Origin of the sequence: Saccharopolyspora indica (assembly GCF_027853965.1) — a bacterium.
GTDB classification, from domain to species: domain Bacteria; phylum Actinomycetota; class Actinomycetes; order Mycobacteriales; family Pseudonocardiaceae; genus Saccharopolyspora; species Saccharopolyspora indica.
Window position 1 is genome coordinate 1 of record NZ_JAQGLB010000024.1, and the last position, 17,353, is coordinate 17,353.

14 protein-coding genes and 1 rRNA gene are annotated in these 17,353 nt (G+C 71.3%); 9 read left to right on the top strand and 6 right to left on the bottom strand.

Features of this window, described 5'->3' with window-relative positions:
- Nucleotides 1-5 precede the first annotated feature (5 nt).
- From rrf to OU416_RS34365, 5 genes are all read left to right on the top strand, one after another.
- Nucleotides 6-122 (top strand): 5S ribosomal RNA (gene rrf / locus OU416_RS34345).
- A 158-nt stretch (nt 123-280) separates the two neighbouring features.
- Complete coding sequence (locus OU416_RS34350) at nt 281-1,033, top strand: type 1 glutamine amidotransferase (protein ID WP_270931243.1); 753 nt, start codon at nt 281-283, stop codon at nt 1,031-1,033.
- A gap of 52 nt (nt 1,034-1,085) precedes the next feature.
- A complete protein-coding gene (locus OU416_RS34355; protein ID WP_270931244.1) occupies nt 1,086-4,124 on the top strand; it encodes a bifunctional [glutamine synthetase] adenylyltransferase/[glutamine synthetase]-adenylyl-L-tyrosine phosphorylase in 3,039 nt (1,012 codons plus the stop codon).
- A gap of 18 nt (nt 4,125-4,142) precedes the next feature.
- A complete protein-coding gene (locus OU416_RS34360; protein WP_270931245.1) occupies nt 4,143-4,655 on the top strand; it encodes a GNAT family N-acetyltransferase in 513 nt (170 codons plus the stop codon).
- Nucleotides 4,656-4,950: 295 nt separating this feature from the next.
- The gene (locus OU416_RS34365) at nt 4,951-5,811 is read left to right on the top strand and encodes an SMP-30/gluconolactonase/LRE family protein (RefSeq protein WP_270931246.1); all 861 of its coding nucleotides are present in this window, start codon (nt 4,951-4,953) and stop codon (nt 5,809-5,811) included.
- Nucleotides 5,812-5,831: 20 nt separating this feature from the next.
- On the opposite strand, the gene OU416_RS34370 is transcribed toward OU416_RS34365, so the two are convergent.
- Nucleotides 5,832-8,885, bottom strand: coding sequence for a BTAD domain-containing putative transcriptional regulator (locus OU416_RS34370; protein ID WP_270931247.1), 3,054 nt, complete (start codon nt 8,883-8,885; stop codon nt 5,832-5,834).
- Nucleotides 8,886-8,971: 86 nt separating this feature from the next.
- On the opposite strand from OU416_RS34370, the gene OU416_RS34375 reads away from it, so the two are divergent.
- A complete protein-coding gene (locus tag OU416_RS34375) occupies nt 8,972-9,889 on the top strand; it encodes an NAD(P)-dependent oxidoreductase (RefSeq protein WP_333779672.1) in 918 nt (305 codons plus the stop codon).
- Entirely contained in the window at nt 9,882-10,757 is an 876-nt protein-coding gene (locus OU416_RS34380; protein ID WP_270931249.1) for an NAD(P)-dependent oxidoreductase, read from the top strand. The genes OU416_RS34375 and OU416_RS34380 overlap by 8 nt, the downstream gene beginning before the upstream one ends.
- Before the next feature lie 90 nt (nt 10,758-10,847).
- Here the strand turns inward: OU416_RS34380 and glnA are convergent, their stop codons facing one another.
- A complete protein-coding gene (gene glnA / locus OU416_RS34385) occupies nt 10,848-12,272 on the bottom strand; it encodes a type I glutamate--ammonia ligase (protein WP_270931250.1) in 1,425 nt (474 codons plus the stop codon).
- Nucleotides 12,273-12,478: 206 nt separating this feature from the next.
- Between glnA and OU416_RS34390 the strand changes: the two genes are divergently transcribed.
- Nucleotides 12,479-12,946, top strand: coding sequence for an RDD family protein (locus tag OU416_RS34390; protein ID WP_270931251.1), 468 nt, complete (start codon nt 12,479-12,481; stop codon nt 12,944-12,946).
- 66 nt (nt 12,947-13,012) lie between these two features.
- Here the strand turns inward: OU416_RS34390 and OU416_RS34395 are convergent, their stop codons facing one another.
- The 3 genes from OU416_RS34395 to OU416_RS34405 form a co-directional block, all read right to left on the bottom strand.
- Nucleotides 13,013-13,741 carry a DUF4191 domain-containing protein gene (locus OU416_RS34395; protein ID WP_270931252.1) on the bottom strand — a complete coding sequence of 243 codons (729 nt, stop codon included), beginning with the start codon at nt 13,739-13,741 and terminating at the stop codon, nt 13,013-13,015.
- 180 nt (nt 13,742-13,921) lie between these two features.
- Nucleotides 13,922-14,923, bottom strand: a complete 1,002-nt coding sequence (lipA, locus tag OU416_RS34400) for a lipoyl synthase (protein ID WP_270931253.1) — start codon at nt 14,921-14,923, stop codon at nt 13,922-13,924.
- An 84-nt stretch (nt 14,924-15,007) separates the two neighbouring features.
- The gene (locus OU416_RS34405; RefSeq protein ID WP_270931254.1) at nt 15,008-15,934 is read right to left on the bottom strand and encodes an oxidoreductase; all 927 of its coding nucleotides are present in this window, start codon (nt 15,932-15,934) and stop codon (nt 15,008-15,010) included.
- A gap of 73 nt (nt 15,935-16,007) precedes the next feature.
- On the opposite strand from OU416_RS34405, the gene OU416_RS34410 reads away from it, so the two are divergent.
- A complete protein-coding gene (locus tag OU416_RS34410; RefSeq protein WP_270931255.1) occupies nt 16,008-16,847 on the top strand; it encodes a hypothetical protein in 840 nt (279 codons plus the stop codon).
- On the opposite strand, the gene OU416_RS34415 is transcribed toward OU416_RS34410, so the two are convergent.
- Nucleotides 16,840-17,262 carry a VOC family protein gene (locus OU416_RS34415; protein WP_270931256.1) on the bottom strand — a complete coding sequence of 141 codons (423 nt, stop codon included), beginning with the start codon at nt 17,260-17,262 and terminating at the stop codon, nt 16,840-16,842. The genes OU416_RS34410 and OU416_RS34415 overlap by 8 nt on opposite strands.
- Between the last annotated feature and the right edge of the window lie 91 nt (nt 17,263-17,353).

A 17,353-nucleotide genomic window follows, 5' to 3' on the forward strand; every position in this document is an offset into this window, starting at 1 on the left:
GGGTTGTCGGTGGCGATGGCGGGGAGGGTCCGCCCGGTCCCATTCCGAACCCGGTAGCTAAGCTCCCCAGCGCTGATGGTACTGCACTCGACAGGGTGTGGGAGAGTAAGACACCGCCGACACACTACACAGGAAGGGCCTTGTGTCCTGGAGAAATCCAGAACACAAGGCCCTTCTTCTATTTCCGGGAACGTTCGCAGAACACCAGAGGTACCCCGCCGCCCACGGCTTCAGGCGGAGAATGGTGGGGCTTCGGGCTTCGAGGTCGTACGCTGACGGCATGGGTGGTGTGCGGATTCTCGTTGTGCAGCCGTCGAGAACGGATCCTCCGGGGCCTCTCGGGGAGTGGCTGGTGGCGGCCGGGGCCGAGATCGATGTCGTCCTGCCGGCCGAGCAGGAGTTGCCCGCCGATTTCAGCGAGCACCAGGGGCTGGTCGTCCTCGGTGGTGAGATGGGCGTCTACGACGACGCGGAGCACCCCTGGCTGGCCGGTGTTCGGGCGCTGCTGAGCAAGGCAGTGGGTGAGCGGGTGCCGGTCATGGCGCTGTGCCTGGGTGCCCAGCTGCTGGCCGCTGCGACCGGGGGGCAGGTGCGGGCGGCGCGCAAGGGACCGGAGGTCGGCACGTTGCTGATCGCCAAGCGCGATGTCGCTGCCGAGGACTCGCTGTTCGGCCCGGTTCCGCTGACGCCGGACGTCCTGCAGTTCCACACCGACGAGGTGGCGGTCCTGCCGCCCACCGCTCAGCTGCTGGCCTCTTCGCCGAAGTGCGAGAACCAGCTCTTCCGGGTCGGCGACTGCGCTTACGGGTTGCAGTTCCACATCGAGACGACGACGGAGCGGGTGCTGGACTGGGCGGAGCTGTCCCCGGACGTCGCTGCCGCGGCGCGGCCCGGTCAGCTCGACCCGGCGCACCTCGACGAGTTCCACGCGGATCTGGCCGAGACCTGGCAGCCGGTGGCGGAGCGGTTCGTGCGGTTCGTGGGTACGGCGCCGGAGGATCGCAAGGCCAGCAGATTCCTGCCGCTGGCGTGATCACCGCCAGGTCGGGTCCGCGCCGGGACGCGGCGCGGACTACGGTCGGGTAATGGCCAACAGCAACTCGTCGCGCTCGGGTTCGGTGCCGTCTCCCGCTCGGTACGGGTTCACCGACGCGTCACGTGCTGAGGCCCAGCTGCGCCGCGCCGGCTGGTGGTCGGACGGCGGCCCGGGAGCGGCCGAGCCGATCGTGTCCGCGTTGTCGCGGACTCCCGATCCGGACCTGGCGCTGCACTCCCTGGACCGGTTCCGGGATGCCGCGGAGGCGGAGTGGGCGGAGTTCTCCCGTGCGCTGGTGGACGATCCGGGTTTGCGCGCCCGGCTGTTCGGCGTCTTCGGCGCTTCCACGGCCTTCGCCGACCACCTCGTGGCGCACCCGGATGACTGGCAGCGGCTGCGCTCCGGCGCCGCTGTCGCGAGAACGCTGGAGGAACGCACCGCGGTGCTCCTGGCGGCGGTGGGCGCCGACGGGAGTGGTGATCCTGGAACTCCCGGTGGCCCGGTGGCGGAGCTGCACGGACCGGATGCGGTCAGCGCGCTGCGCCGGGCGTATCGCGGGCTGCTGATGGACGTCGCCGGGCAGGACATGGCCGGTGTCGTCGATCCGTCCCTGCCCAAGCTGCTGTACGAGGACGTGGCCGCGACGTTGTCGGACGTGGCCGTCGCGGCTCTGCGCGCGGCGTTGTCGGTCGCGGTGGCCGAGTTGAAGCTGTCCGGCGTGGCGGAGGTGCCGCGGCTCTCGGTGATCGCGATGGGCAAGTGCGGTGGCCGGGAGCTGAACTACGTCAGCGATGTCGACGTCGTGTTCGTCGCCGGCGACGAAGCGGAGATCCCGGCCGCGATCCGGTTGGCCAGCCTGATGATGCGGGTGGCCGGGCCCGCCTTCTTCGAGGTCGACGCGGCGCTGCGCCCGGAGGGCAAGGCCGGGGCGCTGGTGCGGACGCTCGACGGGCACCTGAGCTACTACCGCCGGTGGGCGCGCACGTGGGAGTTCCAGGCGCTGCTCAAGGCGCGTCCGGTGGCCGGGGACGCGGAGCTCGGCGCGGACTACCTCGCCGCGGTGCAGCCGCTGGTGTGGACCGCGGCGGAGCGCGAGGGCTTCGTGGCCGATGTGCGCTCGATGCGGCGCCGGGTCGAGGACCACGTTCCCTCCGAGCTTTCCGAGCGCGAGCTCAAGCTCGGGCGTGGCGGGTTGCGCGACGTGGAGTTCGCCGTGCAGCTGCTGCAGATGGTTCACGGCCGCAGCGACGATTCGCTCCGCCCGACGTCCACGTTGGATGCCTTGCGGGCCTTGGGCGAAGGCGGGTACGTGGCTCGCACCGATGCCGCGGATCTGGTGGATTCCTACCGGTTCCTGCGCACCGTCGAGCACCGGTTGCAGCTGCGGCAGCTGCGCCGGACGCACCTGTTCCCGGCTTTCGACGACGCCGATGCGCTGGGCGTGCTGGCGCGGGCGGCCGGGCTGCGCTCCAGCGGGCGGAACACGGCGGCGCAGGCGCTGGTGGCGGAGTTCCGGCGGCACAGCAACCGGGTTCGGCGACTGCACGAGAAGCTGTTCTACCGCCCGCTGCTGGAGGCGGTCGCGAAGGTGCCCACGGCGGCGCTGCGCCTGACGACCTCGGCAGCGGTGGAGCGCTTGGCCGCGCTCGGTTACACCTCGCCGGAGGGCGCGTTGCGCCACATCGGTGCTTTGACCTCGGGAGTGTCCCGGCGGGCCAGCATCCAGGGCACGCTGTTGCCGATGCTGTTGGACCTGCTGGCGAACACCCCCGACCCCGACGGCGGGTTGCTCGCGTACCGCAAGGTGTCCGAGGCGTTGGCGGAAACCCCTTGGTACTTGCGGTTGTTGCGCGACGAGGGCGTGGTGGCCGAGCGGCTGGCGCAGCTGCTCGGCACCTCGAAGCTGGTTCCGGAGCTGCTGGTGCGGGCGCCGGAGGTGCTGCGGTTGTTGTCCGACACCCCGGCGCTGGCCGGACGTGATCCGATGGAGGCCTCGGTTTCGCTGCGCAGCACCGTCGCGCGCTACTCGGAACCGGGGAGAGCCGCTGCCGCGGCGCGTTCGCTGCGGCGGCACGAGCTGCTGCGCATCGCCTGCGGCGATCTGCTCGGCCTGGTCGAGCCGACCGCGGTGTTCCACGCGCTGTCGAACATCTGGGCCGCGGTGCTGGAATCCGCGCTGGACGTGTCCATCCGGGACACCGCGAAGGCGACCGGTGAGATCCCGGCTCGGATCGCGGTGATCGGGATGGGCCGGCTGGGCGGCGCGGAGCTCGGCTACGGCTCCGACGCCGACGTGATGTTCGTGTGCGAACCGGTGACCGGCGCGGAGGAGACCGCGGCGGTGCGGTTCGCGACCGCGGTCGTCGAGCAGGTGCGGCGGTTGCTGGGCGCGCCGAGCCAGGATCCGCCGCTGGAGGTCGACATCGACCTGCGGCCGGAAGGCCGTCAGGGCGCACTGGTGCGGACGCTGGACTCCTACCTCGCGTACTACCGGCGGTGGGGCGAGGCCTGGGAGGCCCAGGCGCTGTTGCGCGCGCGGCACGTCGCAGGTGATCAGGACCTGGGTGAGCGGTTCTGCCGGGCCATCGATCCGATCCGGTATCCCGAAGGCGGACTCGACGAGGCCAAGGCGCGGGAGATCCGGCGGATCAAGGCGCGGGTGGATTCCGAGCGGTTGCCCCGCGGGGCGGATCCGGCGACGCACACCAAGCTCGGTCGCGGCGGCCTGGCCGACGTGGAGTGGACGCTGCAGCTGTTGCAGCTCCAGCACGCCCACGAGCACCCGGCGCTGCGCACGACCTCGACGCTGGACGGGCTGCGGGCCGCGACCGAGGCGGGTCTGCTGGACGCCGGGGATGCCGATGAGCTGGCGGAGGCGTGGACGTTGGCGATGCGCGTGCGCAACGCGGTGATGCTCGTCCGCGGCAAGCCGGGGGACCAGCTGCCCAAGCAGACCCGGGAGTTGAACGCGGTGGCCGCTGCGCTGGGGTATCCGGCGGAGGTCGACACCGGGGAGGTCGTCGACGACTACCTCCGCGTCACCCGGCACGCCCGCGCTGTCGTGGAGCGGGTGTTCTACGGGGCCTGAGCTCCTAGGGTGGTACTCATGATCGATCTGCGACCCGCCCAGGAAGAAGATCATCCGGTGATCGTGGCGGCCATCCAGCGGTGGTGGTCGGATTCGCGCAGCCCGGAAGCCGCTCGTGAGCTGTCGCTGCTCGTGCCCCGGCTGTTCCTGCAGCACTTCGCCGGGACCAGCCTGGTCGCCGAGCGGGACGGCCGGATGGCGGGCTTCCTGATCGGTTTCGGCTCGGCTGACCGCGCCTCGGACGCTTACGTCCACTTCGTCGGGGTCGACCCGGAGCTGCGCCGGTCCGGGCTCGCGCGCCGGTTGTACGGCGAATTCTTCGCCGCGGTCGCTCGTGCCGGGCGCACCCGCGTGCACTGCGTCACCTCACCGGCCAACACCGGTTCGATCGCCTTCCACCGGAGAATGGGTTTCGAGCTCACCGGCGGAGATGCCGAAATCGGCGGAATTCCGGTGCACCGCGATTACGACGGACCCGGCCACGACCGGGTTTGCTTCGTGCGGGAGGTCGATCCGGCCGAATTCCGCTGAGCCGCCGGCAGGCCGTCGAGTGCTCCGGAAGGCGCAGTGCCGTTCGGCATTCGCGGTTCTCGGTCGACCGGGTGGATCACGCCGATCGCCCGTCGCCGCTTCTCCTTTCGGTCGGCGGAACCGCGTGTTCTTTTCCGGTGCGGGCAAAGCGTTTTCGGGCGTGCGTGCGGTTCGGTGCGCAAAACGGTCCGGAAATGCCGCAATGGTTTCGGCGAACCCGGTCGGCGGTCCCAGATTGCCGAATTCGCCAGTACCCTGCGCGCAGGAAGGCAGGGCGGCGAACAGGGGACTGCCGATGTCCGAGGACTTCGAAGTGCTCGTCGACCGGCAGGCGCTGTGCGGGGCGAGCCCGTTGTGGATGCCCGCGCTCAATTGCGTGCACTGGGTGGATCTGCTGCGCCGGGAATTGCACACCTTCCACCGGGATTCCGGCAGCGATGAAGTGCGGGTGCTGCCGGGGCCGGTGACGGCACTGGGCGCGACCCGGCAGGGACAGCTGATCGCCGCCGCCGGGCGCGGCTTCGCCCGGGTGCACCTCGGGCGCTCGGCGCTGGAACCGGTCGTCCAGGTGCGCAACGGCGATCGCATGGGTGTGGGTGCCTGCGACCCTGCCGGGCGGTTCGTGGCGGGCACCCAGACGCACTCCCGCGAGCTGCAGGGCAGCGGGATGTACGTGCTCGACGGTGACCGGGCGCGGTTGCTGGTCGACGGCGTGACGGCGGCCGGCGGGGTGGCGTGGAGCCCGGACGGCACGCGGATGTACCTGGTCGACGCGCGCACCATCTGGGCCTACGACTACGACCCGGAGCGCGCGATGGCGGTCTCCGGGCGGCAGTGGGTGGCGTGCGCCGAGGCGGAGGGCGAGCCGGAGGGGATCGCGGTGGACGCCGAGGGCTGCGTGTGGGTCGCGATGCACTGGACCGGGCGGATCCACCGGTACGCGCCCGGCGGAGATCTCGAAACCGTCCTGTGGGCGCCGACGCGGCGGATCACCAGCCTGGCCTTCGGCGGTTCGCGGCTGGAGGAGATGTACGTGACCTCGGCCTGCTACGGCTACGACGAGCTGGCACTGCTCGACGACCCGTGCGCCGGTGCTCTGCTGCGCTTCAAACCGGGCGTGCTCGGGGCCGCTCTGCAGCCCTGGCAGGGCATTTGAGCCGCTGTTAATAGCCGATCTCAGAAATCGGTGCTACTGGTCGGCTCTTCGGCGCCTGCGGCGAACTCGGCGGCGAAGGCCGCGTCGCTCAGCACTGCGCGGATTCGGGCGGTGATGCGGTCCACGTCGCCGCGTTCGGCCTCCGGCAACGGGGCGCCGACGGATTCGCGAGCTCGTGCCGCCGCGCCCAGAAGCCGAGCTGCCCGCTCTGGTTGTTCCAGGAGTGCGTAGGCGCCGGCCAGACCTTCGTGGGCGAGGGCGATGGCGCGCGGGTCGCCGCTTTCGCGGGCAACGGTGAGGCTTTGGCCGTGCAGGGCGAGGGCTGTCCGGGCGTCCCCGCGTTGCTCGCCGAGGAAGCCGAGCTCGGCGAGCAGCAGGGCCGGGCCGGGACCGAACTCGACTTCCCGGTGCCAGTCGAGCGTTCTGCGCAGGTGCTTCTCGGCGAGAGCCCAGTCGCCCTCGCGCCGCGCTCCGAGGGCGAGGCCGATCTCGGCGTGGATCTCGCCCGCCGCGTAGCCGTGCTCGGCCGCCCGGGTCATCGCCTCCCGGTGCAGGGCGGCTGCCTGCCGGAAGTCGCCGGTCTGGAGGGCGACCCGGCCGAGCCCGGTGATCCGGTCGGCGGCGGCCGCCCGGAAACCCAGTTCTTCGGCCAGTTCGAGGCCGGTCCGGTGCAGGTGTTCTGCGCGCGCGTAGTCGCCGGTGATCGAGGCCAGCGCTGCCAGCGGGTAGGCGGTCTGCAACTGGCCCCAGCGGTCGCCGAGCTCCGCGAAGATCTCTTGGGCTTCCTCGGCGTTTCGGCGCAGTGCGACGAGATTTCCGCGCAGCAGGGCCTGAGTGGCCCTGGTGCTCTGCGCGGCAGCGATTCCCCAGCGGTCATCGGCCGCCCGGAACCGCTCCAGGGCACGATCCACCAGAACTTCGCTGCGGGCCAGGTCTTCACCTGCGTTGAGCGCGGCGTAGCCGAGGAACCATTCGGCGCGTGCGCAACCGGTGGCTGCGTCGGGGAGTGCGGAATCGCTGTGCTCCTCGCCGACCAGCATGGCGAACGCCGCGTGCCATAGAGCGGCCTGCGAACGGAGTGCCGTGTCGCCGCCGAGGTGGCGGACTTCGCCGAGCGATCGCCGGGCCTCGCTCAGCCGACCGCGCAGGAACCAGTACCACGTGGAGTCGAGCGCCAAGCGGAGCGCTGCGGTGCCGTCCGCCAGCTGCGCGGCGCGCTCCAGGGCAACGCGGAGGTTGCCGCTCTCGCGGTCCAGCAGCGCGAGCCAGCGGTGCTGGTCGGGTCCCCGGAGCTCGGCAGCGGCCCGTCCGATCAGCTCCGCGTAGTACGTGCGGTGGTCGTCGTGGAGAGCATCGGATTCGCCTGCCTCCGCCAGGCGTTCTCGCGCGTAGGCCGAAACGGTTTCCGGCAACCGGTACCGGGGTTCCTCGGTGGCGGTGACCATCGAGCGGTCCACCAGCCTGATCATCGGGTCGAGGACGTCTTCGCCGCACACGGTTTCGGCGGCGTCGAGGGTGCATCCGCCGGTGAAGGCCGACAGCCTGCGCAGGAGCCGTCGTTCGTCGTCGGCGAGCAGCTCCCAGCTCCAGTCGATCACCGCCCGGAGGGTTCGCTGGCGCGGTGGCGCGCCGCGGTGACCGCCGGCGAGCAGGCGGAACCTGTCGTCCAGCCGGGCGGACAGCTCGCGCACGCCCAGCGCGCGGACCCGAGTGGCGGCCAGCTCCAGCGCGAGCGGGATCCGGTCGAGGCGGCGGCAGATCGTCGCGACGGCCTCCGCGTTGTGCTCGGTGACGGCGAACCCCGGCGCGGAGGCCGCCGCGCGCAGCGCGAAGAGCTGCTCGGCGTCGGCCTGCCGCAGCGGGGGCACCGTCCACACCGCTTCTCCGGCCAAGCCGAGCGGTTCTCTGCTGGTGGCCAGGACGCGCAATCCCGGGGCCGCGGACAGGATCCCGCGCACGACCTCGGCAGCCTCGTCGATGACGTGCTCGCAGTTGTCCAGCAGCAGGAGGAACCGCCTCGAACGCAGGGCCGCGACGAGCCCGAGCGCTCCTTCCTCGCGGATGCCCAGCGCCGCGCTCAGCTGTTCGGTCACCTCCGCCGATCCGGCGAGGCCCACCTTCCGGACGCCGTCGGGGAAGTCGCCGACCGCCTGGCGGGCCACCTCGTCGGCGAGCCGCGTCTTGCCGACCCCGCCCGGGCCGGTCAGCGTCACCAGCCGGTTGCCTGCGAGCAGCTCGCGCACCGCGGGCACCGCGTCTTCGCGCCCGACCAGGTCGGTGAGCGGTGCTTCCAGCTCGTTCGGAATCCGTTCCCGGGCAGGCGGAACCGCTCCCAGGGACGCGTCGTGCTCGAGGATGGACTGGTGCAGCGCCGTCAGTTCCGGGCCCGGGTCGACGCCCAGCTGCTCGGCCAGCTCGGCCCGCAGTCCGGTGTAGACGGTCAGCGCCTCGGATTGCCGTCCGGCCAGGTAGAGCGCTTTGATCTGCGCGGCGCGCAGCCGTTCCCGCAGCGGGTGCCGGGCCGCAGGCTCGTCGAGATCGCCGATCAGCGCGTGGTGTTCGCCCAGCTGCAGGCGGGTTTCGGCCAGCGCTTCCACGGCGGTCAGCCGCTGCTCCTCGAACCGCGCGGCCGCGGTGCGCAGGAACTCGACGTCGTCGAAGCCCGCCAGGGCGTCGCCGGTCCACAGCGCCAGTGCTTCCCGCAGCAGGTCGGCCCTGCTGTGCGGGTCCTCGGTGCGGTACGCGGTGGCGGTGAGGTCGGCGAACCGCTGGGAGTCCAGGTCTTCCGGGCGGATGCGCAAGCGGTATCCCGGCGGTTTCGCCTCCACTTCGGTCGCGTCGTCGGTTCGGGAGAGCGCGCGGCGCAGCCGCGAGACCTTGGTCTGCAGGGCACCGGCCGGGTTGCCGGGAGGCCGCTCGCCCCACAGGACGTCCACCAGCTGGTCGGTCGAGACCGCACGTCCTTCGTGGACGAGCAGCACGGCCAGCAGCGCGCGCACCTTCGGCTCGGGGACTTCGACGGTGCTGCCGGTTCGCGTCCGGACGGTGAGCGGGCCGAGCACCTCGAAGTACATGGCTGAACAGTAACCGGCCGACCGGATCCGCCAGCGGTTCGACAGGGTTCCGCCAGCGCCGGGCGACAGGGTGTGGACACCGAGCGATCAGCAGGAAGCGAAGGAGTCAGCACATGTCGGAGAACGAGCAGCGGTCCGCGGTGTCGGTGATCGGCCTGGGCCAGATGGGAACCCGGCTCGCGCAGGCATTCCTGGCAGCGGGCCACGCCACGGCGGTGTGGAACCGCACCGCCGCCAAGGCGGACGCGCTCGTGGCCCAGGGCGCGGTCCGCGCGGAAACCGCGGAAGCGGCGATCACCGCGAGCCCGCTGGTGGTGGTCTGCCTGCCGGACTACGCGACCGCGCTGGAACTGCTCGGCCCGGTGGCGACGAGCCTGCGCGGCCGGACCCTGGTGAACCTGACCTCCGGAACTCCGGAGGAGGCCGCCCGGATGGCCGGCTGGGCGGCCGGTCACGGTGCCGACTACCTGGACGGCGCGGCCATGAGCGGCACCCGGCTCGTCGGGCGTCCCGAGGCGTTGTTCGTGTTCAGCGGGTCGCCGGAGACCTTCGCCGCGCACCGGTGGGTGCTGGCGAGCCTGGGCAACGCCACGCACCTCGGAGCCGATCCGGCACTGGCCCCGGTGTACGACACGGCGCTGTTCGGCCTGGCCTGGGGCGCGCTGGCGGGCTTCTACCACTCCGCGGCCCTGGTAGGGGCCTCCGGCGTCGACCCGTCCACCTTCGCGGCGGTGGCCACCGGGCACATGCCGTTCGTCGTGTCGCTGATGGCCGAGCACGCCCGCCAGATCGGGGACGGCCGCTTCCCCGACGACGACGGCACCGTGGAGGTGCACGCGGCGGCCATGCGGCACCTCCTGGACACGAGCCGTGCCGGTGGCATCGGCACCGACGTGCCGCAGCTGTTCAGCGACCTGCTCGACCGGGCCGCGACCGCCGGGCACGCTGCGAGCGGCATCGCCAGCGTCATCGAGACGATCGCGGCGGGTGAGCGGAATGCCTGAGCAGTCCAAGCCGCACGTCGCCGTCCTCGGCCTGGGTCGGATGGGCACCGCGATCGCCGCTGCCTTCCTCGACGCCGGTTACCCGACCAGCGTGTGGAACCGCACCGCGGGCAGAGCGGATGCGCTGGTCGCCCGGGGTGCGATCCTCGCGAGCACCGCTGCCGAGGCGGTGGAGGCCGGTCCGCTCGTGATCGCACCGCTCCTCGACCACGACGCGGTGCGTCAGACCCTCGGCTCCATCGAGCGGGTGCTGCCGGGCCGCACCTTGGTCAACCTGGCCAACAGCAGCCCCGAGCACGCCGGGGAACTGGCCGAGCGGGTCGCCGGACGCGGTGCCGACTACCTCGACGGCGCCATGATGGCCCTCCCGGAAACCGTCGCCACGCAGGACGGCTTCTTCCTCTACTCCGGATCGGAGCGCGCGTTCACCAGCTACCGGCGCGAGCTGGAGGTGATGGCCCCGGCGCACTACTTCGGCACCGACCCGGGAGCCGCCGAGGTGCACGACCTGGCCCTGCTGGGCACCGGGTACGCCGCTCTGACCGGGTTCCTGCACGCCGCGGCGCTGCTCGAACCGGTGGGCACGGCCCCAGCGGAGTTCGCACCGCTGGCGGCGCGGTGGTTGCGGGGGATGGCCGACTTCCTGCCCGAGCTGGCCAGGGAAGCCGGATCGGGCTCCTACGCGGACGGGGTCTCCACCGTCGACCTGAACCGGGCCGGGGTCGACAGCCTCATCCGGCTCAGCAGGAACAGCGGAGTCGCTGCCGACGTGCACGAGCCGTTGAAGGCGCTGCTCGACGAGCGCGCCGCCGACGGCCACGGCGACGACAGCTTCTCCAGCGTGTTCGAGCTGCTCAAAGCACGTTAGGGGCTGGTCTGCGTGGCGGTGCGGGTGGCGGAACCTGAACGCAAGGTGGCCCGCCAGCCGGAGCTGACGGGCCACTACGCGTTCAGCGCATCACACGTCGAAGTACAGCGAGAACTCGTGCGGGTGCGGGCGCAGGCGGATCGGGTCGATCTCGTCCTCGCGCTTGAGCCGGATCCAGGTCTCGATCAGATCCGGGGTGAACACGCCGCCTTCGAGCAGGAAGTCGTGGTCGGCTTCCAGGTTGTCGATCGCCGCGGCCAGGTTGTCCGGGACGGTCGGCACGTTCTTGGCCTCTTCCGGCGGCAGCTCGTAGAGGTCCTTGTCGATCGGCTCGGCCGGCTCGATCTTGTTCTTGATGCCGTCCAGACCGGCCATCATCATCGCGGCGAAGGCCAGGTACGGGTTGCCGGACGGGTCCGGGCAGCGGAACTCGACGCGCTTGGCCTTCGGGTTCGCACCGGTGATCGGGATGCGCATGCAGGCCGACCGGTTGCGCTGCGAGTACACCAGGTTCACCGGGGCCTCGTAGCCCGGCACCAGGCGGTGGTAGGAGTTCACCGTCGGGTTGGTGAAGGCCAGCAGGCTCGGCGCGTGGTGCAGGATGCCGCCGATGTAGTGGCGGGCCATGTCCGACAGCCCGGCGTAACCGGCCTCGTCGTAGAACAGCGGGCTGCCGTCCTTCCACAGCGACATGTGGCTGTGCATGCCGGAGCCGTTGTCGCCGAACAGCGGCTTGGGCATGAAGGTCACGGTCTTGCCGTTGTCCCAGGCCGTGTTCTTGATGACGTACTTGAACAGCTGCAGGTCGTCGGCCGCGTGCAGCAGCGTGTTGAACCGGTAGTTGATCTCGGTCTGGCCGCCGGTGCCGACCTCGTGGTGCGCCCGCTCGACGGTGAAACCGGAGTCGGTCAGCTGGGTGACCATCTTGTCGCGCAGGTCGGCGAAGTGGTCGTACGGCGAGACCGGGAAGTAGCCGCCCTTCAGCCGCGTCTTGTAGCCGCGGTTGCCGCCCTCCTCGTCGCGGCCGGTGTTCCACCAGCCCTCGATCGAGTCGACCTCGGCGAACGACTTGTTCGGGCCCTCGCCGAACTTGACCGAGTCGAAGATGTAGAACTCGGCCTCGGCGCCGAAGAACGCGGTGTCGGCGATGCCCGACTCGTTCAGGTACTGCTCGGCCTTGCGCGCGATGTTGCGCGGGTCGCGGCTGTAGGGCTCGAGCGTGAACGGGTCGTGCACGAAGAAGTTCAGGATCAGCGTCTTCTCGATCCGGAACGGGTCGAGGCGCGCGGTGTAGGGGTCGGGCAGCAGCAGCATGTCCGACTCGTGGATGGACTGGAAGCCACGCACGGACGAGCCGTCGAAGGCCAGCCCCTCGGTGAACGCATCCTGGTCGAACGCCGCGGCGGGCACGGTGAAGTGCTGCATGACGCCCGGCAGGTCGCAGAACCGGACATCGATGAACTTCACGTCCTCATCAGCGATGAAGCGCAGGACCTCGTCAGGATTCTTGAACAAGCTCGGTGGCTCCTTCAGCACTCGTACAGCTCACCGACGCCACGTCGAAGTTTCCGCCGCCGGCTCGGTTCTCACCGTATGTCCTGGGTGTTGCTCCGTCGTCACCCGAATGTTTCGCCGGCGTTAACTGCGACCCGTTCGAGTGGCTGATGTTGCCGGAAGCGGTGCTCCGACGGTACCAGCGGACGGCACGTACCCTGGATGACGTGCGAAGAGTCGGATCCTGGCTGGACGGCCCGAAGACCGCGCTGAACAACGTGCGCGAGCAGGCGAACGATTCCCGGCCCCAGTGGCGCGGCGAGAAGCTGGGGCTGCCCGAGCACGGCCCCGGGTCGGCGGCGCCGGTGGGCAGGCGGCTGGGGGCGTTCCTCATCGACATCGTGCTGGCCGCGCTGGTCGCCGGGTTGTTCACCATGCCGGACTACCCGAGGAACTGGAGCCTGCTGGCCTGGGCGGTCATCACCGTGGTCCCGGTGTGCTTCTTCGGCGCCACGCCGGGCATGGCCGCGCTGCGGATCTGGGTGGCGCGCGTCGACGGCGCGGTCATGGTGGGGCCGTGGCGGGCCGCGGTGCGCTGCGTGCTGTCCGGGCTGATCATCCCGGCCGTGGTGTGGAACTTCGACGGCCGCTCCTGGCACGACCGGCTCACCGGCACCATCGTGCTGCGCCGGTGATCTCCTGACGTGAAGAAGCGGCCCGGGGGTGCGGAACCCCCGGGCCCGCTCCTCGTTGCCGGTGAATTACCGCGCGCGGCGCACGGCGCGCGACACGTTGCGCATCTTGGCGCCCTGCGGCACCGGTCCCTTCGGCATCGCGTTGCCGCGGTTGGCCAGCGCGGCGAGCCGGTTCTCGATCGAGTCGATCTGCGCCGGGCCGATGTTGCGCGGCAGCTTGGTGATCCGCTGCTGCAGCTTGGCCAGCGGAACCTGGTTCTCCTCGTTGCCCACCATGATCTCGTAGATCGGGGTCTCGCCGACCAGCCGGGCGACGCGCTTCTTCTCCTGCGCCATCAGCGACTTGACCCGGTGCGGAGCACCTTCGCCCACGAGCACGATGCCGGGGCGGCCGATCAGCCGGTGCACGGCGTCGAGCTGGGCGGTGCCGGACACGGCCTGGGTCAGCACCCAGCGGCCGCGCAGGTTGTCCAGCGCCCAGCCGGCGGCGCCGGGTTGACCGTCGGCCTTGCGGTACACGCTCGACTGCACGCGGCGGCCGAAGAGGATCACCGCGCCCAGCAGGCCGAAGGCCAGCCCCACCGGGAGGAACACCCAGTGCAGGCCCCAGATCATGCCCAGCAGGAAGATCACTGCGGTGACGCCGAGGAACACCCCGAGCATCAGCGGGAGGAGGAGCTTGTCCTCCCGGCGCTGCATGTTGAACACCTCGAGGATCTGCTTGAAGCGTCCTCGAGTTGCCTTGCGCCGTTCTTTGGCCGCCGCTTTCTTGGCGGCCTTGTCCTCCTTGGCCATGCATTTCAGGATACGGCGCGACCCGGACCAGGTGCAGACGCGGTCCCGGATGCGTGACCGACCCGTGAGGTCGGACCCGGCGGCGTGTCCGGATCGTTTTGCCTGCTAGATGCACGTGAGCACTTTGAGGTGCTATAGCGCCTCAAAGTGCTCACGTGTCATGACCAGCGGAAACGATGCTCAGCGGGCGAGGAGGCTGGTGGCCTCCTGCGCGGCGGTGCCCTCCTTGGCCAGGTGGGCCAGGTTCTCCGGGAGGGGCATGCCGCGGTGCACGGTGGCCTTCGCGAACAGCCGGCCCGCGCGGTAGCTGGAGCGCACCAGCGGTCCGGCCATCACACCGGGGAAGCCGATCTCCTCGGCCGCCTTGGTGTGCTCGACGAACTCCTCCGGCTTGACCCAGCGGTCCACCGGGTGGTGCCGCGGGCTGGGCCGCAGGTACTGGGTGATGGTGATGATGTCGCAGCCCGCGTCGTGCAGGTCCTGCAGCGCCGGGCGCACCTCGTCCGGCGTCTCGCCCATGCCCAGGATCAGGTTCGACTTGGTCACCAGGCCCGCGTCGCGCGCCTCGGAGATCACCTGCAGCGACCGCTCGTAGCGGAACGCGGGGCGGAGCCGGCGGAACACGCTGGGCACGGTCTCCAGGTTGTGCGCGAGCACCTCCGGCCGGGAGCCGAAGACCTCGGCCAGCTGGTCGGGCTCGGCGTTGAAGTCCGGGATCAGCAGCTCGACGCCGGTGCCCGGGTTGAGCGCGTGGATCTGGCGGACCGTCTCGGCGTACAGCCACGCCCCGCCGTCGGGCAGGTCATCGCGGGCCACGCCGGTGACGGTCGAGTAGCGCAGGCCCATGGCCTGCACCGACTCGGCGACCTTGCGCGGTTCCTCGACGTCCAGCGCAGCCGGCTTGCCGGTGTCGATGAGGCAGAAGTCGCAGCGCCGGGTGCACTGCTCCCCGCCGATGAGGAAGGTCGCTTCGCGGTCCTCCCAGCACTCGAAGATGTTGGGACAGCCCGCCTCCTCGCAGACGGTGTGCAGACCTTCGCGGCGGACCAGACCCTTGAGCTCCTGGTACTCGGGTCCCATCCGCGCGCGGGTCTTGATCCACGACGGCTTCTTCTCGATCGGGGTCTGGCTGTTGCGAGCCTCCAGCCGCAGCAGCTTCCGACCCTCCGGAGCCACAGTCACGCGCCCCAGGCTACGCCCCCGGCAAGCGCCGTGGTCATCTCGCTTCCCGTTCCACCAGGCGAAAGAAACCGCTGGTGAGCTGGGTCACGACCAGCTCGGTGCGACCCCGGTGTGCTCGGCCGTGACCGCCCACAGCCGACGTGCGGTGGCGACGTCCCTGGCGGCCTTGCTCAGGCGGGCGCGGTTCGGGTGGCCGCGGACCTCGCCGATGCCGCCGGGGCCGAAGTAGTCGCCGCCGCGGACGCCCCGCGCGGTGGCGGCGAAGAGCTGCGGCAGCGCGCCCCGCTCGGCGGGCTGGGTGACCAGCCGGGTGCCCAGGCCGACCACGTCGTGCACCGGGCCGGGCAGCGCGTGCAGCCGGGACGAGTTGCCGGTCAGCTCGGTCATGGCCATGCCCGGGTGCGCGGCGACGCTGATCAGGTCGCGTTCCGCGCGCTTCGCCGCGCGGTCGAGCTCCAGCGCGAACAGCAGGTTGGCGAGCTTGGACTGGCTGTAGGCGAGCAGCGGCCGGTAGCGGCGGCGGGTGAAGTTGAGGTCGTCGACGTCCAGGCCGCCGAAGCGGTGGGCGATGCTGGAGACGGTCACCACGCGCGCGCCCGGGCGCAGCGCCGGGAGCAGCAGCCAGGTCAGCGCGGCGTGCCCGAGGTGGTTGGTGCCGATCTGCAGCTCGAAGCCGTCCCGGGTGCTGCGGCGCGGGGTGGCCATCACCCCGGCGTTGTTCATGAGGACGTCCAGGCCGTCGGTGCGGTCGCGGACCTCGGCGGCGGCCTTGCGGATCGAGGCGAGGTCGGTGAGGTCCAGCTCGACGAGCTCGGGTTCCGCGGTCGCGGTCCGGGCGATCTCGGCCAGCGCCGCGCGGCCCTTCTCGGCGTTGCGGCAGGCGATGAGGACGCGGGCGCCGCGTTCGGCCAGGGCTCGTGCGCTGCGGTGCCCGAGACCGGAGTTCGCGCCGGTGATCAGCGCGGTCCGTCCGGTCTGGTCGGGGATGTCGGCTGCGGTCCACCTGGTCATGACCGAAACCTACTCTCAGTAGGTTGAGAGTGCCAGCCATCCGGGTGATCGGGTGCGGGAATACTGCGGTGTCGTGCCTACGACTTCTTGGACGGTGCGCATCAGGTGGGCGCCGTGGTCCCGCGTGGTGCGGTTGCGGATGGCGGGCGATCGGTGGCCGAGGCTGAGCGAAGGCCCGTTCTCGGTGGCGCTGCGGCTCGCCTGGTTCCTGCTGCTGACCGCCGTGCTGCTCGGCTGCTGGCTGGAACTGCTGGTCGGGCTCGTGCTGATGCCGCTGGCCCTGCTCGCCCGAGCGGCCGGGCGGGGGTGGACGCTGGAGATCAGCGCCCGGCGGTGCCGGGCCGGAGTGATCCGCGTGGGCAGCCTCGCCGCTGCCCGGCGGCTGCGTCGCGCCCTGCGCGAGCACCTCGGGCGCAGCAGCGGGCTCGACGGTGCGGAGGCCCTGCTGGCGGCCGAACACGCGGAGTTCGCGCCGATCGAGATCAGCCCGCAGCGCTGGCGGCTGGTCGAGCGGCGGCTGAGCCCCTACGGGCGGCGGCGCTGGCTGCTGTGGCGGCGCAAGCTGTCGTTCCAGGACGCGATGGACAGCCTGCCCAGCGGGCTGGGCGACGACCCGATCTCGGCGATCATCGCGATCCCGTTCCTGCTCCTGTTCGTGGTCCTGTTCTGCGGCGCGGCGCTGGAGCTCGCGGCGCAGCTCGTGCTGTTCCCCTTCGTCCTCCTGCTCCGGACGTGCCACGCGCTGCGGTGGCCGGTGGAGCTGGTCCGGCCGAACGAGGTCGAGCCGCCGGAGCTGATCCGCGGCATGGTCGCGTCGGTGCGCGCGCGCCGCGAGCTGACCGCCGCGCACGCGCTCCGACTGCCGGTGCCGAGCCTGACCAGCGCACCGCGGGAGGCGGTCGCCGTCAGCTGAGCTCGTGCGCGGCGGGCCGGTGGTGGACGTACTCGATCACCGCGCCGTCCGGGTGGCGGACGGTGAAGCCCTCGCCGGCCGGTGCCCGGAAGCGGGGCTGGACGAATTCCAGGCCCTGCTGCTGGAAGAGCTGTTCGTACGGGCCGACGTCGGCCACCAGGAGGGTGCCGACGGTCTGCCGGAACGGGGCCAGCGCGGCCTCGGTGCCCGCGATGATCAGGAAGCCGCCGACCGCGGTGAGCGCGAGGTCCTTCTCCGGGTACGGCATGACCATGTCGCGTTCGACGCCGAGGAGCTGCTCGTACCAGGCGACGGTCGGTTCGAGCTCGGCCTGGGCGACGAAGACGCGGATGAAGGTGCGGGGAGCGGCCAGGTGCGAGGAGTCGGGGTGGCGGCGCCAGAGCTGCTGGGACACGGGGGAGGGTCCTTCCTGTTCCGAGTGGACGCCTCCAGCCTGCGCGGCGGCCGGAACCCCGACCAGGCGCCGGTTTGTGGGGTTACTCCAG